This window comes from Kribbella sp. ALI-6-A, assembly GCF_001984195.1.
In the GTDB taxonomy this organism is placed as follows: Bacteria; Actinomycetota; Actinomycetes; order Propionibacteriales; family Kribbellaceae; genus Kribbella.
In genome coordinates this window covers 1112328-1134881 of record NZ_MTQN01000011.1, presented here as the reverse complement: position 1 = coordinate 1134881, position 22554 = coordinate 1112328, and the positions used below count along the sequence as shown (strand labels likewise).

Annotated in this window: 19 protein-coding genes and 1 pseudogene; 10 read left to right on the top strand and 10 right to left on the bottom strand. The window is 71.0% G+C overall.

The window, feature by feature from the left end; all coding sequences use genetic code 11:
* Positions 1-84 precede the first annotated feature (84 nt).
* The 3 genes and pseudogenes from BWI15_RS25820 to BWI15_RS25810 all read left to right on the top strand — a co-directional run.
* Positions 85-966, top strand: coding sequence for an ABC transporter ATP-binding protein (locus tag BWI15_RS25820; RefSeq protein WP_077017288.1), 882 nt, complete (start codon positions 85-87; stop codon positions 964-966).
* A complete protein-coding gene (locus tag BWI15_RS25815; RefSeq protein ID WP_077017010.1) occupies positions 963-2147 on the top strand; it encodes an ABC transporter permease in 1185 nt (394 codons plus the stop codon). Before BWI15_RS25820 ends, BWI15_RS25815 begins: the two co-directional genes overlap by 4 nt.
* Positions 2148-2253: 106 nt before the next feature.
* Positions 2254-3054: pseudogene (locus BWI15_RS25810) on the top strand (LysR family transcriptional regulator); the annotation flags it as partial.
* Between the two features lie 182 nt (positions 3055-3236).
* Here the strand turns inward: BWI15_RS25810 and BWI15_RS25805 are convergent.
* The 3 genes from BWI15_RS25805 to lipB form a co-directional block, all read right to left on the bottom strand.
* Positions 3237-3590, bottom strand: a complete 354-nt coding sequence (locus BWI15_RS25805) for a VOC family protein (RefSeq protein WP_077017009.1) — start codon at positions 3588-3590, stop codon at positions 3237-3239.
* A 110-nt stretch (positions 3591-3700) separates the two neighbouring features.
* Entirely contained in the window at positions 3701-5032 is a 1332-nt protein-coding gene (locus BWI15_RS25800; protein WP_077017008.1) for a hypothetical protein, read from the bottom strand.
* A 146-nt stretch (positions 5033-5178) separates the two neighbouring features.
* The gene (gene lipB, locus BWI15_RS25795) at positions 5179-5901 is read right to left on the bottom strand and encodes a lipoyl(octanoyl) transferase LipB (protein ID WP_077017007.1); all 723 of its coding nucleotides are present in this window, start codon (positions 5899-5901) and stop codon (positions 5179-5181) included.
* A gap of 119 nt (positions 5902-6020) precedes the next feature.
* Between lipB and BWI15_RS25790 the strand changes: the two genes are divergently transcribed.
* Positions 6021-7778: a protein kinase domain-containing protein gene (locus tag BWI15_RS25790; RefSeq protein ID WP_077017006.1), complete on the top strand. Its 1758-nt coding sequence runs from the start codon at positions 6021-6023 to the stop codon at positions 7776-7778.
* A gap of 134 nt (positions 7779-7912) precedes the next feature.
* On the opposite strand, the gene BWI15_RS25785 is transcribed toward BWI15_RS25790, so the two are convergent.
* The gene (locus BWI15_RS25785; protein WP_330359538.1) at positions 7913-9292 is read right to left on the bottom strand and encodes an MFS transporter; all 1380 of its coding nucleotides are present in this window, start codon (positions 9290-9292) and stop codon (positions 7913-7915) included.
* A gap of 119 nt (positions 9293-9411) precedes the next feature.
* Here BWI15_RS25785 and BWI15_RS25780 point away from each other — a divergent pair, with 119 nt between their 5' ends.
* Positions 9412-10041 carry a TetR/AcrR family transcriptional regulator gene (locus tag BWI15_RS25780; protein WP_237771463.1) on the top strand — a complete coding sequence of 210 codons (630 nt, stop codon included), beginning with the start codon at positions 9412-9414 and terminating at the stop codon, positions 10039-10041.
* Positions 10042-10360: 319 nt separating this feature from the next.
* On the opposite strand, the gene BWI15_RS25775 is transcribed toward BWI15_RS25780, so the two are convergent.
* The 3 genes from BWI15_RS25775 to lpdA all read right to left on the bottom strand — a co-directional run bounded on the left by BWI15_RS25775 (position 10361) and on the right by lpdA (position 15025).
* A complete protein-coding gene (locus tag BWI15_RS25775) occupies positions 10361-11254 on the bottom strand; it encodes a TIGR01777 family oxidoreductase (protein WP_077017004.1) in 894 nt (297 codons plus the stop codon).
* 237 nt (positions 11255-11491) lie between these two features.
* The gene (gene sucB / locus BWI15_RS25770; protein WP_077017003.1) at positions 11492-13528 is read right to left on the bottom strand and encodes a 2-oxoglutarate dehydrogenase, E2 component, dihydrolipoamide succinyltransferase; all 2037 of its coding nucleotides are present in this window, start codon (positions 13526-13528) and stop codon (positions 11492-11494) included.
* Positions 13529-13636: 108 nt separating this feature from the next.
* Positions 13637-15025, bottom strand: coding sequence for a dihydrolipoyl dehydrogenase (lpdA, locus tag BWI15_RS25765; protein WP_077017002.1), 1389 nt, complete (start codon positions 15023-15025; stop codon positions 13637-13639).
* 398 nt (positions 15026-15423) lie between these two features.
* On the opposite strand from lpdA, the gene BWI15_RS25760 reads away from it, so the two are divergent.
* Positions 15424-15741 (top strand): hypothetical protein, encoded by a 318-nt coding sequence (locus BWI15_RS25760; protein ID WP_077017001.1) that lies wholly within the window; start codon positions 15424-15426, stop codon positions 15739-15741.
* 3 nt (positions 15742-15744) lie between these two features.
* Here the strand turns inward: BWI15_RS25760 and BWI15_RS25755 are convergent, their stop codons facing one another.
* Complete coding sequence (locus tag BWI15_RS25755; RefSeq protein WP_077017000.1) at positions 15745-16524, bottom strand: carbon-nitrogen hydrolase family protein; 780 nt, start codon at positions 16522-16524, stop codon at positions 15745-15747.
* A gap of 28 nt (positions 16525-16552) precedes the next feature.
* Between BWI15_RS25755 and BWI15_RS25750 the strand changes: the two genes are divergently transcribed.
* A complete protein-coding gene (locus BWI15_RS25750; RefSeq protein ID WP_077016999.1) occupies positions 16553-17191 on the top strand; it encodes a GntR family transcriptional regulator in 639 nt (212 codons plus the stop codon).
* Here BWI15_RS25750 and BWI15_RS25745 read toward each other — a convergent pair.
* Positions 17178-18530 (bottom strand): MFS transporter, encoded by a 1353-nt coding sequence (locus tag BWI15_RS25745; RefSeq protein ID WP_077016998.1) that lies wholly within the window; start codon positions 18528-18530, stop codon positions 17178-17180. The genes BWI15_RS25750 and BWI15_RS25745 overlap by 14 nt on opposite strands.
* 87 nt (positions 18531-18617) lie before the next feature.
* On the opposite strand from BWI15_RS25745, the gene BWI15_RS25740 reads away from it, so the two are divergent.
* Positions 18618-19301 (top strand): DUF2848 family protein, encoded by a 684-nt coding sequence (locus BWI15_RS25740; protein ID WP_202817725.1) that lies wholly within the window; start codon positions 18618-18620, stop codon positions 19299-19301.
* Between the two features lies 1 nt (position 19302).
* A complete protein-coding gene (locus tag BWI15_RS25735) occupies positions 19303-19641 on the top strand; it encodes a cupin domain-containing protein (protein ID WP_077016997.1) in 339 nt (112 codons plus the stop codon).
* 13 nt (positions 19642-19654) lie between these two features.
* Here the strand turns inward: BWI15_RS25735 and BWI15_RS25730 are convergent, their stop codons facing one another.
* On the bottom strand, positions 19655-21142 hold the full coding sequence (locus BWI15_RS25730; RefSeq protein ID WP_077016996.1) for a leucyl aminopeptidase: 1488 nt from the start codon (positions 21140-21142) through the stop codon (positions 19655-19657).
* A gap of 178 nt (positions 21143-21320) precedes the next feature.
* On the opposite strand from BWI15_RS25730, the gene gcvT reads away from it, so the two are divergent.
* Positions 21321-22418 (top strand): glycine cleavage system aminomethyltransferase GcvT, encoded by a 1098-nt coding sequence (gcvT, locus tag BWI15_RS25725; RefSeq protein WP_077016995.1) that lies wholly within the window; start codon positions 21321-21323, stop codon positions 22416-22418.
* Positions 22419-22554: the final 136 nt, after the last annotated feature.

Below are 22554 nucleotides of genomic sequence, written 5' to 3'. Positions count from 1 at the left end.
AGCGTTGGAACCACTCCCGGACACCGGGAGCGGCCGGGCGTGCGTCCGGCCAGGGGCCGAAGCAGCAGAGGAACGGTGAACGGGATGCTGAGCGTTGCTGGGTTGACCCGGCGGTTCGGTGATCACCTCGCCCTGGACGACGTGACGTTCGACGTCGTACCGGGGCGGATGACCGGCTTCGTCGGAGCGAACGGGGCCGGCAAGACCACGACGATGCGGATCGTGCTCGGGGTGCTCGCACCGACGGCGGGACAGGCGCTGTGGAACGGCGTACCGCTGACCCACGAGGTGCGCCGCGACTTCGGCTACATGCCGGAGGAGCGTGGGCTGTACCCGAAGATGAAGATCCGCGACCAGTTGGTGTTCTTCGGCCGGTTGCACGGTCTCGACCCGGTCCGGGCCGAGGAGCGGACCGACAAGATCCTCGACCGGCTGGGCCTGACCGAGCGGGCCGGCGACATGCTGGAGACGCTCTCGCTGGGCAACCAGCAGCGCGTCCAGATCGCCGCCGCGCTGGTGCACGAGCCGATCGCGCTGGTGCTCGACGAGCCGTTCAGCGGACTCGACCCGCTGGCCGTCGACGCGATGGTCGACCTGCTCCGCGAGGAGGTCACGCCGGAGGTGCCGGTGCTGTTCTCCAGCCACCAGCTCGAACTGGTCGAGCGGCTGTGCGACGACCTGGTCGTGCTGTCCCGCGGCAAGGTCGTTGCCGCCGGCCCGGTCGCCTCGCTGGCCGCCGGCTCCAGTACGACGTACCGGCTGGTGACCGACGGCGACGCGGGCTGGCTGCGCGACGTCCGGGGGATCACCGTGCGCGACGTGGACGGCTCGTCCGGGCTGTTCGACGTGACCGAAGCGGGCCAGGAGCAACTGGTCCTTCAGCAGGCGATGAGTCGCGGGCAGGTGCTCGAGTTCGGGGCCGAGCGTGTGGCGTTGAGCGACGTCTTCCGGGAGGCGACCCGATGAGCACCCAGCAGAGCAGGACCAGGCTGCAGCACCCGTGGCAGTTGGTCGCGCTGCGCGAGATCAGCACGAAGCTGCGGGACAAGACGTTCATCGGCTCGACGGTGTTCATGCTGATCGTGGTGATGGCGGCGGTGATCATCCCGGCGCTGCTGGCCGGCAACGACTCGCCGGACAAGGTCGCGGTGCTGGACGACGCCGGGGCGCGGGTCGTCCAGCAGGCCGACCTGGTCAACGGCGACGACAGCCTGGAGGTGACCCGGGTCGCGGACCGGGCCGCGGCGGAGCGGGCCGTGACCGACGGGGACGTCGCGGTGGCGCTGCTGCCGGCCGACAACGGCTACGTCGTACTGGGTGACGACGAAGTCGATTCCGGCATCGGGAACAGCCTGCGCGAGGCGGCGGTCAGCCTCGGCATGTTCGCCAACGCCGCGAAGGCGGGGCTGACACCGGAGCAGTTGCAGGCCGGTACGGCGGTACAGGAGCAGCTGCTGAACCCCGGACCGCTGCCCGAGATCGTGGCGAACTTCGTGAACATCGGGCTGGCGCTTGCCTTCTACATGACCGCGCTCGGCTTCGGCATGATGATCGCGCAGAGCGTCGTGCAGGAGAAGGAGAGCCGGGTGGTCGAGATCCTGGCCGCCGCGATCCCGATCCGGGCGCTGCTGTGGGGCAAGGTGGTCGGCAACACGGTGATGGCGCTGGCCCAGATCGTGGTGATCGCGGCCGCGTCGCTGATCGGGCTGCTGGTCACCGGGCAGGCCGACATCCTCGAGGTGATCGCGCCGGTCGCGGGCTGGTTCGTGGTGTTCTTCGTGCTCGGGTTCCTGGCGCTGGCCGGGCTGTGGGCGGTGGCCGGCTCGCTGGCCACCCGGCAGGAGGACCTCGGCTCGACCACGTTGCCCGGCCAGATGATCCTGATGGTGCCGTTCTTCTTCTCGGTGTTCGCCGGGGGAACGGCCAAGACGGTGGCCTCGTTCGTACCGATCGCGTCGTCGATGGCGATGCCCGGGCGGATGCTGACCGAGGACGTGCCGCTGTGGCAGCCGTTGGTCGCGATCGCGTTGCTGCTGCTCGCGACCGTGCTGATCATCCGGCTCGGCGCGCGGTTGTACGAGCGGACGCTGCTGCAGACCGGGCGCAAGCTCGGTTACCGAGAGGCACTGACGCTCGAACCGTCCTGACTCATCGTCACAGCCGGGCAAACGTTACAGCGATTTGCCCGGCTGTGACGAAACCGCAATACAGTCGCTGTGTACCGCTGCGTCACCTCGACTACGGTCACAACGCATGAACGTCGAGCTGCGCCACCTGCGGGTGGTGGTCCTGGTGGCAGAGGCGGGGTCCGTCGGCCGGGCGGCTCGCTGGCTGAAGGTGAGCCAGCCGAGCCTGACCGCGCAGCTGAAACGGATCGAGGCGGCGTTCGGCGGTGAGCTGTTCGAACGCTCCCGCACCGGTGTCACCCCGACGGCCCTCGGCCGGTACGCCGTGGACCGGGCCCGCGCGATCCTGGTCGACGTCGACCATCTGTCCGCGACGGTCTCGGCGATGACCGCGGTCGAGTCCAGCGCGGTCCGGCTCGGCGGGTTCCCGACCGCGCCGATGTCGGGCATCGCGTCCCGGCTGCGCGCCCACGGGGAGATCGAGCAGGTCAGCATCGAGGTCGAGTGGGCGACCAGCGTGCTGCTGCAGCAGCTCGAGAGCGGGCGGCTGGACTTCGCGCTGCTGCGCGAGTTCCCCGGCTTCGAGCTCCGGCTGCCGACCGGCGTCGACGCGCGCACGATCGTCGAGTCCGAATCGGCGTACGTCGTGATGGCCGCCGACCACCCGCTGGCGATCGCGAGCCGCCACCGCGGCGAGATCGACCTGGCCGACCTGGCGGGGGAGGAGTGGATCGGCGAACCGCCGGACGACAGCGGCTTCCACGTGCTGTTCCGGGCCTCGTGCGAGCAGGCCGGGTTCACGCCGCGGATCGAGCACCACTCGGTCGACACGTCGGTCGTGATGGGCTTCGTGACCAGCGGGCAGGGGGTCTCGCTGATCTCGCCCACGTCGTACCGGATGCTGTCCAGCGACGTCACCACCCGGCCCCTGGCCGGCGACCCGATCCACCGCCGCCTGTTGCTTGGAGCACCGAGTCGCCGCGCGCGCAGATGGCCGCGGACGTGTGCGAGATGGCGAGCCAGGCGTACGACGAGGCCTTCGCCGAGCATGCGCGGTGGGGTCAGCACCAGCGCATGCACGTCGCCTGATCTTTCGGTTCTGGCAGCGGCCTACTGGCTTGGCTGGCCGAGGATGCAGAACTCGTTGCCTTCGGGATCCGCGAGCACGACCCACGACGCCTCGCCCTGGCCGACGTCGACGCGCCGTGCACCGTGGGCGATCAGCCGGGCCACCTCGGCCTCCTGGTCGTCCGGCCTGAAGTCGAGGTGCAGGCGGCTCTTGGACTTCTTCGCCTCCTCGAGCCGGACGAAGTCCAGGCCCGGCATCTGGTCCGGCGCGGGACGGATCTCGAACTCGTCGTCGGAGGAGTAGACCACCACCCAGCCGAGCGCGTCGGCCCACCACTGTCCGAGGGCCCTCGGATCCGCCGAGTGAACGATGACCTGTTCCCATAACAAACTCATTCGCCGAGCCTAACTCCGGCGGCGCTTCGGGTGCAGGCCGTTTTTCGAGGTCGCGCGCGGCAAGGCAAAGGCCCGGTCGCTGGTGCGACCGGGCCTGTGTGAGTGTGCCGTCAGGCTCCGGCGGGCCGGAACTGTCCGACGAAGAACTCGCCGGTCTCCTCGGGGTCGTCCATCCGCTCGCGGTACTGCTGGCCGACCTCTTCCACGGGGCGTGCGAACGCCTGCTGGCCGGGGGTTTTCGGCGGCTCGGGGGATCTGGGTGGGGCGGCCTCGGGCGCCTTCGGCTGGACCGCCTCGGGTGCGGCGTTCGGCGCCTCAGCAGTCGGGGCGTCGGGCTTCGGGGTTTCAGCCTTCGGGGCTTCGGCCTGCGGCTGAGGGGCTGCCGGCGGTGTGCTCGGCAGCTGGGCAGTCGTGGGCGCTGCGGCCAGCGCAGTCGCACCGGTGCTCGCGGCCGGCGGCTGATCGTCCTTGTCGTTCTTGTCCTGCGGCGCCTCGGCGACCGGCATCTGCTGCGTCGCGTCCCGGTCGACCGGCACCTGCTGTGTCGCATCGGAGTCCGCGGCAGCTGCCTGTGTCTGCGTGGCGTCGTCGGAGTCTGCGGCAGCTGTCTGTGTCTGCGTGGCGTCGTCGGAGTCTGCGGCACCTGCCTGTGTCTGCGTCGCGTCCGAGTCCGCGGCAACGACCTGCGTCGCGTCCGATTCGGGCGCGACCTTGTGGGTCTCGTCGTCGGCCGCCTCGGCGCGCGCCGTCCGGTCCGCATCGTTGCTCACGGCACCGACCGCCGCGGTCTGCTCGGGCCGCACCCGGGCGTCCGCCTCGCTGAACTGCATCGTGTTCTCGTCCGCCTGGCTCCGCGGCTGCACCGGCGCCGGCTCGTCCTCGAAGAGGTCGTCGTAGCTGGTGTTGCCGAAGCTCTGGAACCGGTTGTCCCCGGCCGGCGGCGCGTACTCCGCACCGGCCGACGGGTAGACCGCCGCGACCTCGGCCTCCTGCTGCGCCTGCGCGAGCTCCTGCTCGCGCTGCCGCCGCTCGGCCTCGGCCCGCTCGCGGCGGCGCCGGCGTACGGATTGGACGATCAGCTGGATCGCGTACACCAGTGAGATCACCGCGAGGATCGGCACCACGCCGTTCAGCGTGTAGGCCTTGATGCCGTTGATCATGCCGGTGGTCACGGCCGGGACGTCGTTGAGGAAGTTCGTCGTCCGGTTGGGGATCCAGTGCACCGCGTAGATCATCGCGCCGAGCGTCAGCGCGGCACCGAGCGCCGCCGCTCCGGAGAAGTACGACACCAGCGCCCAGAAGATCAGCGCTCCGATGCCGTAGGCAAGCGCCATCTCCTTCGCGTTCAGCTCGACCCCGCCCTCGGCGGTCAGCACTCCGAACGCGGCCGGACCTGCCAGCGCCGCGACGATCCCGAGAAGAAAACCAAGGATTTTGGACACACGCCCACCGTAGCGACGTTTTTCCCACACACAGCGACGACACTTCGGCGCTCCATCGGAGCTTCACCTACGCACTGTCACGAGGCGCGCGATGGTGGGAGTCGTCGCCGACCCCGGTTCGCTGGGGACTGACGGCCCCGCCCTTGCTAGGGAGTGACGGCCAACCCGTACGTGATGCCGGTCGGTGCCGGGTCCGCGTGGTCGAGATCGGGCGTGCGCTCGTACTCGTCCCAGGCCAGCATCCGGTCCAGTTCGCGCCGGACCGTCGGCAGAACCTCCCGGACGCTCACCTCCCGCCCGAGCTCCTTCGACAACGTGGTCACGTCGGCGTCGGAGATCCCGCACGGCACGATCCGGTCGAACCACGCCAGGTCGTTGTCGCAGTTCAGCGCGAACCCGTGCATGGTCACGCCTTGGGCCACCCGGATCCCGATCGCCGCGATCTTCCGCTCACGCCCGCGCTCGTCGGCCGGCACCCACACCCCGCTCCGCCCCTTGACCCGCCCGGTCCGTACGCCCAACTCGGCGCAGACCGCGATCAGAGCCTCCTCCAGCCGCCGGACGTAGTCCACGACGTACACGTGCGACGCCAGCTTGACGATCGGGTAACCCACCAGCTGGCCCGGGCCGTGCCAGGTGATCTTGCCGCCGCGGTCGACGTCCACCACCGGCGTACCGTCCATCGGCCGCTCGTGCGGCTCGGTCCGCTTGCCGGCGGTGTAGACCGGCGGGTGCTCGAGCAGGACGACCGTGTCCGCACCGGTGCCCTCGGCAACCGCGGTGTGCAGCCGCCGCTGCTCCTCCCACGCCTGCTCGTAGTCGACCGCCTCGGCGCCGAATCCGGCCTCCACGTAGTTGATAGCCCTCACGTCTTCGAGTGTATGCCTCGCCCATGGTCGGACGTCGGCCACCGTCCACAGGGCCTCCGTTGGTGCTGCGCTGTGGATAACCTCACGGCCGGCGGTGCTGATTCGTGCACTCTCTTGGCATGGCACTCGACGACATCGCCGGCTACAGCTTGCGCCGGAGGCTCGGGTCCGGATCCGTCGGCACCGTCTGGCTGGTCCGCGACCTCGCCTCCGGCCGCCACGCCGTACTCAAACGCATCCCAGCCCCGTCCATCACCGACCCGACCACCTTCGAGCGCGACCTGACCACGCTGCTGGCCATCGATCATCCCCACATCGCCCGGCTGATCGAGGTCCGCCAGGCCAACAACGACTGGTTGCTCTTCGGCCAGCACGTCCCGGCCGGGAACCTCACCGCACTCGTGGACCGCCGAGGCGACCTCACCCTGGGCGAACTGGTCACACTGATCAGCCCACTGGCCGACGCCGTCGCGATCCTGCACACCAAGGGCCTGCACCACGGCCGTCTGACGCCCGAGAACATCCTCTTCGACGCCGACGGACGTCCCGTCATCACTGACACGTTTCTTCGGTCTCAAGATCCCACGACGACTCCTGCCGACGACATCGCGGCGTTGTCGGCGCTGACCGAGCTCGCCGCCGGCACCACGACGTCGTTCCCAGCGACGCTCTTCATCGACACGAACGCATCCGTCCTTGCCCGCAAGGTCCTCGACCTGTCGCCACCCACTCCGCTCAACCTTGCTTTCCCTGACCACTCCGTGGCCTCGTCCACCTCACAAGCCGAGGGTGTGCCCTCGATCCAGCTCCCGCCGACGGCCGCCACGCCACCCATCCCGAGAACCCTTCGAACGCCGGACTCCGCACCCGGGACCAGACGCAAATCGACGCTCGGCCCCACCACGGTTGAGCCTGCGTCCGGACCTGCTGTGTCCAGCCCGACGTCCGCCCCCGCCGCACCCGACCCGAGGCCAATCGCCACGCCCACCTTCGCCGGTGCCACGCCCCCCTTCGCCGGTGCCACGCCTACCTTGGCCGGTTCCACCCTCCGCGCGGCCCCGACGTTTGGCTCTCGACGCTCCCGCACCCGCCGCCGGTCCCGCCGGGACACCACCCGCAGAGCCCGCCGAGACAACACCACCCGGCTCAACCAGATCCTCGCCACCACCCATCGAGCCCCGCGTTCCCGCCGAACGGCCTACGGAGTTGTCGCCGCCTCAGCCCTGGCCGCGCTGGTCGTCACCGCCATCGCCCTGACCACCCTCGGCATCCTCAACACGCCCACCACCAACCCCGCCGCAGCCGCTCCTCCTTCGCCCACTCCCACCGAGTCGGCTTCTCCAACCCCCATCGAGTCGACCTCCCCAACCCCAGTCGCCGCTCCGGCAACCCCGGCGCCACCGTCCGTCCAATCCACGACCCCGAAGCCCTCCTTCATCCCATCCGCGACCCCGAAGCCCTCCGCCATCCCGCCCGCAACCCCGCAGCCCACCTCCGCCGCCAGCCCCTGGCGCAAAACCTTGGAGTCCCTCGACCAACGCCGAGCCCACGCCTTCTGGACCCTCAACCCCGCCGAACTCGACGCCGTCTACCAACCCGGCAGCGCTCCCTGGTCCGCCGACCGTGCCCTGCTCGCGTCGTACCAGGTCCAGAGGATCCGCATCGCCGACCTCCGCCTCCAGATCCAGCACCTGCAGCAAGAACCGACCCCCGGACCCGCCGTTATCCTCCGAGTCACCGACCGCCTCGTCTCCGGTGCTGCCCTGACTCCCACCGGCCGACGGACCCCCTTTCCTCCCGGCCCTTCCACCACCCGCCGGATCACCCTGATCCCCACCGGCAAGACCTGGCGCATCACCAGCATCGGTCCAGCGTGATTCCCTTCCCTGCAAGCGATCCGGAGCAGAATTCCGCCCCGGACCGCATGCTCCCTCCGTCTTCAGTCAAGCCACTCAACGGTTCTCAGCGACCAACCAGCCGATCCCGAAGCGTCACCTTGCTTATCGGGTCGTCAGTGAGCGGGAGTCGTGACGTCAGCCCCCGGCTTCAGCGACGGCACGACAGCCAGAGCCAGCAGCGCCGCGACAGCAGCAGTCACTGCGGCGAAGGTGAACGCATCGGTGAATCCGGCGTCGGTGGTTCCCGCGATACTCGCGGCTGCGATGCTCGAGACCACCGCGACTCCAACAGCCGCGCCGAACTCGTGGAAGGTGCTGAGCAGTCCCGACGCAGTACCCGCCTCGTGGTGAGCGATCTGCCCGAGCGCGGTCGCGGACGAGGCGACGAATGCCGCGCCGATGCCGGCCGCTCCGACGCTGATTCCGACGACCACCGTGACGGGCCCCTGTCCCAGGGCCGCGACGCCAGTGCCGACCGCGGCGATGAGCAGACCGATCACGGCGACCGTACGGCCGCCCGCCGTACCGATGACGCCGCCGGCCACCTGCGCCCCGACGATGGTCGCCAAGGCCACCGGCAGGAACAGCAGACCGGTGCGCAGCGCGCCGTACCCCTGGTGGTGCTGCAGGTAGAACGAGCCGAGGAAGAACACCGCGATCATCAGCGCCGTCGCGACCAGGATGAGGAACGTTCCCGAAGCCACCGGGCGGCGGGCGAGGATGCGGAGATCCATCAGCGGCGACTTGACGGTCCGCTGCACGACCGCGAACAGCGCGTAGAGCACCACCGCGCCGGCCAACGTGCCGAGCGTTCTGCCGTCGAGCCAGCCCCAGTCGCCGGCGTTGATCAGCGCGTAGATCGCGGTGCCGGTACCGGCGGTGACCAGGAGTGCGCCCGGTACGTCCAGACGAGCCGTCGGTCCGGTCGGCAGGTCGGTCGGCAGCGTCCGGCTCAGTGCGACGAGCACCGCGATGCCGATCGGCACGTTGATGTAGAACACCCACTGCCAGCCCGGTCCCGCGGTCAGCAGCCCGCCGAGCAGTACGCCGATCGCCGAACCGCCGCCGCCGAGGGCCGACCAGATGCCGAGTGCCTTGTTGCGCTCGTCGCCGTGGAACGTCTTGGTCACCACCGAGAGTGCGGCAGGCGACAGCATCGCCGCGCCGAGCCCCTGCGCGATCCGGCCACCGATCACCATCGTCGCGTTCTCGGCGAGGCCGGTGACCAGGGACGCCACGGTGAAGACGAGCAAGCCGGTGAGCACCACCCGGCGAGCACCGAACAGGTCGGCCGCTCGACCGCCGAGCAGCATCAGACCGCCGAAGACCAAGGTGTACGCGCTGACCACCCACGTCAGGGTGTCGCGCTCGAGGCCGAGGTCGGTACCGATGTGCGGCAGCGCGATCGCGACGACGGTCACGTCCAGGATCAGCATGAACTGCGCCACGCCCAGCAGCGCGAGCAGACGCCACCGGCGGGGATCTGCAGTCACGGCTTCTGGCTCGCCGGCGGGTAGTCCAGACACGAGAGAACCTCCAGTTCGTACAGCGATGTATGAGTTATTTGCGCTACACTAACTCGTACACCGGTGTTCGACAAGAGGAGTTTCGGGTGGCCACGACCCACGAAAAGCCGCGCAGCTCAACCGCGTCGACACGTTCGCCGGCCGCCCCGGCGCGACGAGCGGACGCGCAGCGCAGCATCGCGGCGATCCTCGACGCCGCGATCGAGTCCCTGAGCCGCAACCCCGACGCGAGCGTCAGCGAGATCGCGAAAACCGCCGGCGTCGGTCGTGTCACCGTCTACGGCCACTTCCCCAACCGCGCCGACCTGGTCGAGGCAGCACTCACCCAAGCCATCGACGACGGCCACGCCGCCCTCGACGCCGTAGACCTCACCGGCGACCCACGAGAAGCCCTCGCCCGCCTCATCGACTCCAGCTGGCAACTGGTCAACCAGTCCCGCTCACTCCTGATCGCCGCCCAGGACGTCCTCCCGCCCAGCAAGATCCGCGACCTCCACGCCGGCCCCGTCAAACGCGTAGAGCGCCTGGTCGAACGAGGCCGCACCGAAGGAGCCTTCCGCACCGACCTCCCGACCAGCTGGCTCGTCAGCGTCATGCACAGCGTCATGCACAGCGCCGCCGACGAAATCACCGCCGGCCGCCTGACCCCCGACAAGGCCGCCGACTACATCACTGCCACCGTGCTGCCCGCGTTCTCGCCCTCGGAGAAGCGCTAGTCCAGAGACCATCAACAGCTGGACCCGGCGAGCGACCGTACGCCGGCAGGTCGAGGCTTGGAGCCCGACGTTCGGCGCTCGATCGCCGCGGGGGCCCGATCCGGCGTCCGATGCGCGCAGTGCGTGCCTGGATCGTGGTGCGACATTTCTGGTGCCGCCTTGGCGCGAGCGTCGAGGTAGCGCGGTCAGCGGGCGGTGGCTACGCCGAGGGTCTCAGCGGGCCCGAGGGCTGCGGCGCGGCGTCAGCGAGCGGAGGCTGCGCCGGGGCGTAGGGGGCGAGCTGCGGCGAGGTGGTCAGCGGGCGGTGCTCCGAGGGTGGTCAGCGGGCGAGGGCTGCGGCCAGGGCCTCGTGGGCGGTGGGGTGGGTGAAGGTGAAGCCGGTCTTCTGCAGGGTGGTGGGGAGGGCGCGTTTGCTGCCCAGGAGTTCCCAGGCGAACTCGCCCAGGACGGTCGTCAGGACGGGGGCGGGGACCTGGAGGACGGCGGGGCGGCGGAGTTGGGCGGCCAGGGCCTTGGTGAAGGCTCGGTTGGTGGTGGGGGTGGGGAGGGTGATGTTGACGGGGCCCTCGACGGTGTCCTGTTCGGCGGTGTGGCGGACGGCTCGGAGCCAGTCGGTGAGGGAGACGACGGGGAAGTACTGGGTGCCGGAGCCTAAACGGGCGCCCAGGCCGAGGCGGAAGGGGAGGGAGAGGAGCTGGAACGCGGGGGCGTCGCGGCCCAGGACGATGCCGGTGCGGAGGGCGGCTACTCGGCAGCCTGCGGCGCGGGCCGGGTCGGCGGCGCCTTCCCAGACGCGGACCACCTCGGCGAGGAAGCCGTCGCCGAGCGGCGAGGATTCGGTGAGGATGCGGTCGCCGCAGTCCGTGCCGTAGCCGGCGACGCCGCTCTGGGTGATGAAGACCGGTTTGCGGTCGAGCTGCGCGGCGGCTTGCGCGAGGGCTGCGGTGGTGCTGACGCGGCTCTCGCGCAGGACGTTGCGGTACGTCGGGGTCCAGGGACGCAGGCCGATGTTCGCGCCGGCGAGGTTGACCAGCACGTCGGCGCCGGCCAGGGCGGCGGGGTCGAGGTGGCCGGTGGCGGGGTTCCAGCGGAGTTCGTCGGGGGAGGACGGAGTACGGCGTACCAGGCGGGTGACCTGGTGGCCGGCGGCGGTCAGGTCGCGGGTGAGCGCCGTACCGAGGAAGCCGGAGGCGCCGGCCAGCACGTACTTCATCGCGGAATCTCCGGGGGACGAGGGGAGGAAGGGGAGGTTGCGGGCGGTGGGCGGGGGTGGTCGTCTAGTTGACGTCGCAGGTGTCGGGACGGGGACTGTCTTAGAGCGGACGGGCTGAAACCTTGCGGCGGATGGGCCTGAAACGGACCGACCCGCCGCGGGCGGTGAGGCTCGAGGCGGGTCGGCGGTGGTGCTGGGGTGGGCGGCGCCGGGCGGGTGGCTCGGCGCCGGCCGGGATCACACGTCGAACTGGGCTTCTTCCAGGCGCTGCTTGACGGCCGTCAGGTAGCGCGCGGCGTCGGCGCCGTCGACGAGGCGGTGGTCGTAGGTGAGGGCCAGGTACACCATCTGGCGGATGGCGATGGTCTCACCGAGCTCCGGGTGGGTGATGACGACCGGGCGCTTGACGACCGCGCCGGTGCCGAGCATGCCGACCTGCGGCTGGTTCAGGATCGGGGTGTCGAACAGGGCGCCGCGGCTGCCGGTGTTCGTGATCGTGAACGTGCCGCCCGCCATCTCGTCCGGCAGCACCTTGTTGTTGCGGGTGCGCTCGGCGAGGTCGGCGATCTTCTTGGCCAGACCCGCGATGTTCAGGTCGCCGGCGTTGTGCACGACCGGGACCATCAGGCCCTTCTCGGCGTCCACGGCGATGCCCAGGTGCTCGGCGGCGTGGTACGTGACCTCGCCGGCCTCCTCGTTGATCGAGGCGTTGAGCTTCGGGTACTGCTTCAGGGCGTCGACCGCGGCGAGCGCGAAGAACGGCAGGAAGGACAGCTTGACGCCCTCCCGGGCCTCGAACTCGGCCTTCTTCGCGTTACGCAGCTTGGCGATCTCGGTGACGTCGACCTCGACCACCGTGGTCAGCTGGGCAGAGACCTTGAGCGAGTTCACCATGTGGTTGGCGATCGCCTTGCGGATCCGGCTCATCTTCTCGGTGGTGCCGCGCAGCGGGCTGACCGGAGCCTTGGCCGCCGGCGCCGACGAGGACTGAGCTGCCGCGGGGGCGGGAGCGGCCTTCGCTGCTTCGGCGGCGGCGATGACGTCCTGCTTGCGGATGCGGCCGCCGACGCCGGTGCCCTGGACGGCGCCGAGGTCGACGTTGTGCTCGGCGGCGAGCTTGCGGACCAGCGGGGTGACGTAGTTCGGGCCTTCGTTGGAAGAGCCGTTGGAGCTGGCGGCCGGTGCCGATGCGGCCGGGGAGGCTGCGGGGGCCGAGGTTGCGGCGGCCGGAGAAGAGGACTGGGAGGGCTGGGCCGCGGGGGCCTGGGCTGCCGGCTGGGCCGGGGCCGCCTGGGGGGCGGGGGCCTGGGCCGCGGGCTGCGCGGCGGGGGCCGGCGGGGCCTGCTGCGGGGCAGGGGCCTGAGTCGGGGCCTGGGCGGGCGGGGCCTGCTGCGGGGCAGGGGCCTGAGCCGGAGCCTGGGCTTCCTGCTTCGGGGCCTCCTGCTCGGCGGGAGCCTGAGCGGCGGCCGGAGCCTCCTGCTTCGGGGCTTCCTGCTGGGCCGGGGCCGCGTCACCGGAGCCGACGACGGCGAGCTCGGCGCCGACCTCGACCGTCTCGTCCTCGGCGACCTTGATCTCGAGCAGCTTGCCGGCGACCGGCGACGGGATCTCGGTGTCGACCTTGTCGGTGGAGACCTCGAGCAGCGGCTCGTCGACCGCGACGTCGTCGCCGACCTGCTTGAGCCAGCGGGTGACGGTGCCTTCGGTGACGCTCTCGCCGAGGGCGGGGAGGGTGACGGAGGTGCCGCTGGAGGCCGGTGCCGATGCGGCCGGGGAGGCCGCTTCGGACGGAGAAGAGTTGGAGGAGTCGTTGCTGGGGGCCTGCGCCTGCGGCGCGGCCTGCTGCTCCGCAGCGGGCGCGGCCGGGGCCGACCCGCCGGGCGCCGTCCCCGCGTCCGCGGCCGCCTGCTCGGCGGGGGCCTGGGCGGCGGGAGCCTCGTCGGACGCCTGGGTGCCGGAGCCGGAGCCGGAGTACGACGCCTCCGGCTGGTCGGTCGACGCGCCGGAGTCGCCGGAGCCGCCGCCGGTGGACTCGCCGGCGTCGCCGATGACGGCCAGTTCGGCGCCGACCTCGACGGTCTCGTCCTCGGCGGCCTTGATCTCCAGCAGCGTGCCGGCCACGGGGGAGGGGATCTCGGTGTCGACCTTGTCGGTCGAGACCTCCAGCAGGGGCTCGTCGACGGCAACCGTGTCACCGACCTGCTTGAGCCAGCGGGTGACGGTTCCTTCGGTGACGCTCTCCCCGAGGGCCGGCAGGGATACAGAGGTCGGCATGACGGTCGTTGCTCCTTCGTCGATCGGTCTCGAAGTCAGCCTACGGTGCGGCCGGAACGGGCTGCCGCCGGGTCACGGCGGACACGCCCGTCACGGCGCACCACCAACTTACTCGTGGAAGTGCAAAGGCTTTCCGGCCAGCGCGAGGTGCGCTTCGCCGAGGGCCTCGTTCTGGGTCGGGTGGGCGTGCACCAGCGGCGCGACGTCGGCCGGGAACGCCTCCCAGTTGTAGATCAGCTGGGCCTCGCCGATCAGTTCGCCGACCCGGGAGCCGACCATGTGCAGGCCGACCACCGCGCCGTCCTTGGCCCGGACCAGCTTCACGAACCCCTGGGTCTTCAGGATCTGGCTCTTGCCGTTGCCGCCGAGGTTGTAGTTCAGGATCTCGACGTCGCCGTAGGTGTCGCGGGCCTGCTGCTCGGTCAGACCGACCGAGGCGACCTCCGGCTCGGAGTAGGTGACGCGCGGGATGCCGGCCTCGTCGATCGGCGCCGGGTTCAGCCCGGCGATGTGCTCGGCGACGAAGATGCCCTGCTGGAAACCGCGGTGCGCGAGCTGCAGCCCGGGCACGATGTCGCCGACGGCGTACACGCCCGGCACGCTGGTCTGCAGGTTCTCGTCGACGGTGACGAAGCCGCGGTCGAGCGCGACGCCGACCTCCTCGTAGCCGAGTCCGGCGGTGTTCGGGCCGCGGCCGACCGCGACCAGCAGCACCTCGGCCTCCAGCACCTCGCCACCGGCGACGGTCACCTTCACGCCGTTGTCGGTCACCTCGACCGACTCGAACGACGTACCGGTCTTGAAGCCGATCTTGCGCTTGCGGAAGGCCCGCTCCAGGGTCTTGCTGCAGTCGGCGTCCTCGGCCGGGACCAGCCGCGGCAGCGCCTCGACGATCGTCACCTTGGTCCCGAACGACGTCCACGCGCTGGCGAACTCGACCCCGATCACGCCGCCGCCGAGCACCACCGCGGACTCCGGCACCCGGTCGAGGGTGAGCGCGTGCTCGCTGGCGATCACCCGCTGCCCGTCGATCTGCAGGCCCGGCAGCGACCGGGAGTACGAGCCCGACGCGATGATCACGTTGCGACCGGTGTACGTCGTACCGGCGACCTCGACCGTGGTCGGGGAGGTCAGCCGTCCCTCGCCCTCGACGACGGTGATGCCGCGGGCCTTGATCTGTCCCTGCAGGCCCTTGAACAACCGGTCGACGACGCCGTCCTTGTACTTGTTCACGCCGCCCATGTCGACGCCCTCGAGCGTGGTCCGGACGCCGAACTGCTCGCCCTCGCGGGCGGAGTCGGCCACCTCGGCGGCGTGCAGCAGCGCCTTGGTGGGGATGCAGCCACGGTGCAGACAGGTGCCGCCGAGCTTGTCCTTCTCGACCAGCGCGACCGACATCCCGAGTACGGCGGCGCGCAGCGCGGCGGCGTACCCGCCACTGCCACCGCCGAGGATCACCAGGTCGTAGGTCTGCGTGCTGTCTGCCGTGGTCGTCACAGGTTCCTCCGTGGGTCAACAGGTCGGCGGGCGGCCCCGGATCGCGGAGTTCCGGCCCGGGCGTCATCTTGTCACCGCGGCGGCGCCACGTCGTGCTCGGGCTCGCCGTTCGGCGCCCGCGATTCAGCGGCGGTGTCCGCTGAGGACGCCGCCGCCCCGGCCGGCGTCCGGCGACCGGTTCCGAACTTTCGCCGGCCAGACCGCGTCGTACTGAGCAGCCCGTACGACGGGCCGTCCGGAGGCGGGGGTCCTCGGGGGAACGGACGGTCCGCGCACCACGTGCTGCCACGGTCGTGGCCTCCGCTCAGGTGGCCGCAAGTGAGGGGTGGCCGCGGCGGCACGTGGTGGCGGGCGGCCGGATCCGGGAGGAACTTGCGGTGATAGGGGACACTTTGACCATGAAGTGGTTCGGTCGCCGGCAAAAGCCCGGCACGATGCGCAAGTCGGACACCCCCGACCAGGCGCACCTGCGGGAGTTCGTCCAGACCCGGCAGGGTGTCGAGGGGTTCGTCGAGCCGCGCACCGCGGTGACCGAGTACACGTTGCTCCTGGTCGCCGTCGACGGCGAGTGGACTCGTCGCCGGGTCCCCTCGGTCGAGTGGGCGCACAATTTCCTGAACAAGCTCGGCATCCCGTCGTACGACGCGGCCGTGGTCGGCTACCCGCCGCGGATGCGGGAGTACAACGCCCGCCAGAAGAAGAACGGGCTCGCCTAGTCCCTACAGGACGGGCACCCGCTGGCGCGTGGTCGCGGCCAGCTCGGTGTCGACCGTGCCCAGCAGCAGCCCACTCTCGGATCCGAGCCGCGCACTCACCCGGCCCAGCGGGTCGGCCAGTACGCTCCGGCCGATTCCCAGTGGATCAGTGCCCACCGGCGGAGTCCACGCCTGGTCGCAGGCCAGTAGCCATGCCTGAGCGTCCGACGCCCGGGCGCGCGTCAGCAGGTCCCACTGCTCTTCCTTACCAGGCCCAGCACCCCAAGACGCCGGTACGACAATCAGCTGCGCCCCCAGTCGCCCGAGCGCGGTGAACTGGTCCGCGAACCGCAGGTCGTAGCAAGTCGCCAGCCCCACCGTCACGCCCTGGACCTCGAACGCCACCAGCTCCTTGCCCGGCGCGACCAAGTCCGACTCCCGCGAGCCGAAGGCGTCGTACAGGTGGATCTTGCGGTACGACGCCTCGACGCCCGGCCCGGTCGCGAGCAGCGTGTTGTGCACCCGCCCGTCCTCCGCCGGCTCGAACATCCCCGCGACGACAACCACCCCGGTCTCCTCCGCGACCTTGCGCAGCCCGGTCGCGAACGGCCCGTCGAGCGGCTCGGCCACCGCCCGCAGATCACTGCCGAACGCCGCCAGCGTCGCCTCCGGCAAGGCGACCAGCGAGGCGCCGTCGGCCGCGGCCCGCCGGACGGCGTCGACCGCGACGGCTAGATTGGCGACCGGGTCCGCGGTGGTCAGGATCTGGGCGGCGGCGACCCGTAGCGTGGACAGAGCTGTCATGAACCCTCCAAGGCTGTATACGTTGAGTATGCAATTGAGTGGGGACTCCGGCCGCGACCGCGCCTACCAGTACCTGCGGGGGACCGTGCTGAGCGACCCCGCGGTGTCCGGCACGTTCATCAACGAGCAGGCCGTCGCGACCGAGGTCGGCGTCTCCCGTACGCCGGTCCGCGAGGCGCTGCTGATGCTGGCCGCCGAGGACCTGGTCCAGCTGGTCCCGCACCGCGGCGCGTTCGTCGCGCCGGTGCCGGGCCGCGAGATCGCCGAGATGATGCAGGCCCGCGGCGTGATCGAGTGCTGGGCCGCGACCACCTGCCTGACCGCCGGGACGACGCCGGTCGCGCCGATGTCCGCCGTACTGGAGCAGCAGCGGGCGATCGTGGAGTCCGGCGACGCCAAGGACTTCATCGAGCTGGACAGCCAGTTCCACGCGCTGTTGATCGAGGCGGCCGGCAACTCGGTGCTCGGCCGCCTGTACGACAGCCTGCGCGCGCGGCACGTGCTGCTGGGAGTCGTGGCGCTCCAGCGCAGCGCCACGCGGCGACAGGACGTGCTGGCCGAGCACCAGGCGATCGTCCACGGCCTGGCCTCGGGTGACACGGCGGCGGCCGAGGCGGCGATCCTTCGCCACCTCGACACCACCGGCTCGATCCTCATGCAGGGCTAGCGGTGGTGACCGCGTCCTGCGGTCCGGCCTCCACGTCGTCCTGCACCGCCCGGCCGAGCCGCAGGCCGACCAGCGTGACCACACAGGCCACCACGATGTACGCCGCGATCACATAGCCCGTACCGGTCTTGGCCAGGAAGTACGTGAACGCCAGCGGTGCCAGCGCACCACCGATCACTCCGGCCAGCGTGTAGGCCAGCGAGCTGCCCGTGTAGCGCAGCCGAGCGGTGAACTGTTCCGCCACGAACGCCGCCTGCGGCCCGTACATCAGTGAGTGGAACACCAGCCCGATCACCACACCGGGCAGCACAGTCGCCAGCGACGACGCGATGGTGAAGAACACCACGCTCCCGAGCGCTCCGCCGATCGCACCGATCCCGTAGACCAGCCGGCGCCCGTACCGGTCGGACAGCCAGCCCGACAACGGGATCAGCCCGACCTGGAACGCGGACCCGACCAGTACGGCGGTGACGGCCTGGCCGCGACTCATACCGAGCTCCTGTGTCGCATAGGTCAGCACGAACACGGCGAACATCGCGTAGAGCACGTCCGGCCCGACCCGAGCCAGGATGGCGGCCACCAGTCCGCGGCCCTGCGTCCGGAACACCTCGGTGACCGGTGCGGTCGGCCGGTCGCCGCGCGCCTCCAGCTCCTTGAACACCGGTGTCTCTTCCAGCTTGGTCCGGATCAACAGACCGAAGCCGACCAGTACGGCGGACAGCAGGAAGGCGATGCGCCACCCCCAGCTGAGGAACGCGTCTTCGGACAACGCACCCGCCAGCACCGCCAGTACGCCGTTCGCCATCAGCGTGCCGAGCGGCGGGCCCACCTGTGCAGCGGACGCCCAGAAGCCGCGCTGACCGGCCTCGCTGAACTCGCTGCTGAGCAGGACCGCGCCGCCCCACTCACCGCCGACTCCCACGCCCTGCACGAAGCGCAGGAAGACCAGCAGGGCCGGGGCGATCGCACCGGCCTGGGCGTAGGTGGGCAGCAGTCCGATGAAGAACGTGGCCACGCCGATCAGCAGCAGCGTCGCGACCAGCACGCGTTTGCGCCCGATCACGTCACCGAGGCGGCCGAAGAAGATGCCGCCGAGCGGGCGGGCGACGTACCCGACGGCGTACGTCGCGAAGGCCTGCAGCGTGCCGGTGAGCGGATCGCTGCCGGGGAAGAACAGGTCGCCGAAGACCAGCGCGGCGGCCGAGCTGTAGACGGCGAAGTCGTACCACTCCAGCGACGTGCCGGACAGGCTCGCGGCGAACGCCTTGTACAGACTCCGGCGGTCGCCCTGGGATGTGGCCGGCGTCGGGGCCGGGCCGGGAGCAGGGGGCAAGGGCATCGGTGGACCTCCTTGGGACGATGCTCCATACTCGTCGTATACAACGTGTTCACGCAAGCGATGTCCGACAAATCGGTGGAGGATTCCGTGTCCCAGACCCTGCGATTCACGCTCCCGGACGGCACTCCGCGGGAGATCGAGGTGCGCTACGCGCTCAATGCCGGGTACGCCGGCCGCGACACCGCGCAGGTCCAGCATCACGTCGACGAGCTGGCCGAGCTCGGCGTGCCCGCGCCGCGGCGAATTCCGACGCTCTATCCGCTGTCGATCTCGCTGGTGAGCCGCCCGGAGGTCGTCCAGGTCGCGCACAACCGCACGTCGGGGGAGGCGGAGTGGGCGCTCGTGGTCGGCGACGGGCCGGACGACCTGCTGCTGACCGCCGCCTGCGACCACACCGACCGGGCGCTGGAGGTGCACGGGGTCGCGTGGAGCAAGCAGACCGCGCCGGACCTGCTGGGCGACGTCGCGTGGCCGCTGGCGTCGATCGAGCACGAGCTGGACCAGTTCACGCTCAAGGCGTGGGTGCGGCACGGTGGCGAGGAGCAGCTCATCCAGGACGGCACGTTGGCGCAGCTGCTGCCGCCGGCGTACTGGGTGAAGGAGCTGGGCAACCTGCTGCGGCCGGGAACGGTCCTGCTCAGCGGGACCATCCCGATGATCGCCGGAGTGGATCAGTTCGCCGACGCCTGGCGGGTGGAGCTGACCGATCCGCGCGGCCTCACCAGCCGGATCGAGTACGCCGTGGAGCAGCTGGCCGCGGCCTGGGACTGACATGAAGGCCGAGCACGAGTTCTTCCCGGTCGACCAGGTGGCGTGGACCGATGCCGGCGGCGGGACCAGCCAGCGAGTGCTGAGCGAAGGCCACGACGGAGAGCTGACCCGAATCGCCCACTGGGCGCCAGGAACCAGCTCGGGCGACGAGGTGATCCGGCACGAGTACTTCGAGGAGGTCTACCTGCTGGAGGGTTCGCTGACCGACCTGACCCTCGGCAAGACCTTCGGGCCAGGCCAGTACGCCGCCCGGCGCCCGGGCATGCCGCACGGACCGTACCGGACTGAGGACGGCTGCACGATGCTGGAGATTCGCTACCCGGCCGATCCGACCGGGTAGCGAATCAGGAGACTCAGCTGGCGGCCGCGGCCAGTTCCACCAGGGTGCGGACCGAGTAGCCGGTGCCGCCGGTGGGGGTGTAGCCGGAGGGGCCGCCGTCGTTGAAGGCCGGGCCGGCGACGTCCAGGTGCACCCAGTCGATGCCGTCAGCAACGAAGTCGCCGAGGAAGGCGGCCGCGGCCAGGGCACCGCCCCATGCCTCGCCGGTGATGTTGGCCAGGTCGGCGACCTTGGAGTGCGAGCGCAGCTTGTCCAGCATCTCGCTCGGGATCGGCAGCGGCCACATCGCCTCGCCGGCCGCGATCGCGGCGTCGACGACCCGCTCGCGGGCGGTGTCGGTGTTCGCGAACGCGCCGGCCACCTTGGTGCCCAAGGCAACGACACAGGCGCCGGTCAGCGTCGCCACGTCGACGATCAGGTCGGGCTGGTCCTCGCTGGCCCGGACCAGCGCGTCACCGAGCACGAGCCGGCCCTCGGCGTCGGTGTTCAGCACCTCGACCGTCTTGCCGCCGTACATGGTCAGGACGTCGGAGGGCCGGGCCGCCGAACCGGACGGCATGTTCTCGGCCATCGCGGCGTACGTGGTGACCTGGACCGGCAGTCCGAGCCGCGCGATCGCGATCGTCGCGCCGACGACGGCGGCCGCACCGGCCATGTCGGCCTTCATGCTGACCATGCCCGAGGCCGTCTTCAGCGACAGGCCGCCGGAGTCGAAGGTGATGCCCTTGCCGACGAACGCCAGGTGGGTGACCGGCTTCTTCGGGGTGTAGCTGAGCCGGATCAGCCGCGGCGGGTTGGTCGAGCCCTGGCCGACGCCGAGGATGCCGCCGTACCCGCCCTTGGCCAGAGCCTTCTCGTCCAGCACCTCGACCTTCACGCCGTACTCGCGGGCCAGCTTCTGGGCGTGCACGGCGAACTCGGCCGGGTGCAGGTCCGACGGGGGAGTGTTCACCCAGTCGCGGACCTGGTGCACCGCGTCGGCGACCACCTGCGCGCGCTCCAGCGCGGCCTTGGCGTCCTTGTTGCGGGCCAGGTCGGTCAGCACGGTCAGGTTGCCCGGCGCGTCGGTCGACGCCTCCGACTTGTAGGCGTTGAAGGAGTAGCGGCCGATCAATGCGCCCTCGGCGACGGCCCGGACGCAGTCGGCGTCCGGCGTCGGCAGCGCGAAGGCGACCGACTGCGCGGTCTTCGCGGCCCGGACGCCGACGCCCGCGGCGACGCGCAGGTCCTCGGTCTTCAGCGCGCCGTCCGGCGCCGGGCCGAGGCCGACCGCGATCAGCGTCGCCGACCTGCCCGGCACCGGCACCTTGGTCACCTCGCCGGCCTTGCCCGTGGCTCCGAGTCCGGACAGCACCTCCACCAGCCGGCCGTCGTACGCGGCGTTCAGCGACTCGGTGCCGGCCGGCAGCGCGACGCCGCCGCCGAGCTTGACGACACCGAAAACGACGACGTCGGTCTTGACGCCGGCCGCATCTGACTTGCTCAGGGTGATGGTGCTCACGAAATCCTCAGTCCTCCTTGACGGATGGCGGTGCGCCGGTCGTGACGGTACGTGAATGCTGCCCGACAACGCACGCAGCATGCTACGGGGCGACGCGGTGGGAGACGCGTGCCACACCGCCGCCGCGGCCCGTTCGCGCGCTGACACCGGACCGGTCCGGTCAGGTAGGTTCCGCAGCATGACCAGCTTGAAGAAGTCCCCGCTGCACGAGCGGCACGTCGCCCTGGGAGCCAAGTTCGCCGAGTTCGGCGGCTGGGAGATGCCGCTGGAGTACGGCGGCGTGGTGGCCGAGCACACCGCGGTCCGGACCTCGGTCGGCGTCTTCGACGTGAGCCACCTGGGCAAGGCGACCGTCACGGGGCCGGGCGCCGCGGCGTACGTGAACTCGTGCCTGACCAACGACCTGGGCAAGATCGGCCCCGGCCAGGCGCAGTACACGCTGTGCTGCGCCGAGGACGGCGGCGTGGTGGACGACCTGATCGCGTACCTGCACGCCGACGACGACGTGTTCCTGATCCCGAACGCCGCGAACACCGCCGAGGTGGTGCGCCGGCTGGCCGAGCAGGCGCCCGACGGCGTCGTGGTGACCAACACCCACGACGACTACGCGATCCTCGCCGTCCAGGGCACGCACTCCGACGACGTGGTCGCGGCGATCGGGCTGCCGACCGGCCACGACTACATGGCCTTCGCCGTCGCGGACCACGACGGTACGCCGGTCGTCGTCTGCCGCACCGGCTACACCGGTGAGCGCGGCTACGAGCTGGTCGTGCCGAACGCCGCCGCCGTCGCCGTGTTCGACGCGCTGCTGGCCGCGGGCGAGCAGTACGGCATCGTGCCGGCCGGTCTCGGTGCGCGCGACACCCTGCGGACCGAGATGGGATACCCGCTGCACGGCCAGGACATCTCGCCCGAGATCACCCCGGTCCAGGCACGGTCGGGCTGGGCGGTCGGCTGGAAGAAGCCGCACTTCTGGGGCGACGCGGCCCTGCGCGCAGAGAAGGAGGCCGGCCCGGCCCGCATCCTGCGCGGCCTGCGCGCCGTCGGCCGCGGCATCCCGCGCCCGCACATGACGGTCGCCGGCGCCGAGGGCACGCCCCTGGGGGAGGTCACCTCCGGCACCTTCTCCCCGACCCTGAAGAAGGGCATCGCCCTGGCCCTGCTGGACGCCGCGGTGGTGGAGGGCGACCAGGTCACCGTCGACATCCGCGGCCGCCAGGAGGCCTTCGAGGTGGTCAAGCCCCCGTTCGTCACGGTCAACGTGCGCCAGAGCTGACGCCGGCGAGCCATCCGGTCCGGGGCAGCACCCCGGACCCGCGGCGCCGCGGTCCCACGAGTGGGCTGCGGCGCCGCTGCCGTTCCGCACCGGGATTCCGAACCGCCGACGGCCCTCTGGCGGCCCTGTTCACTCA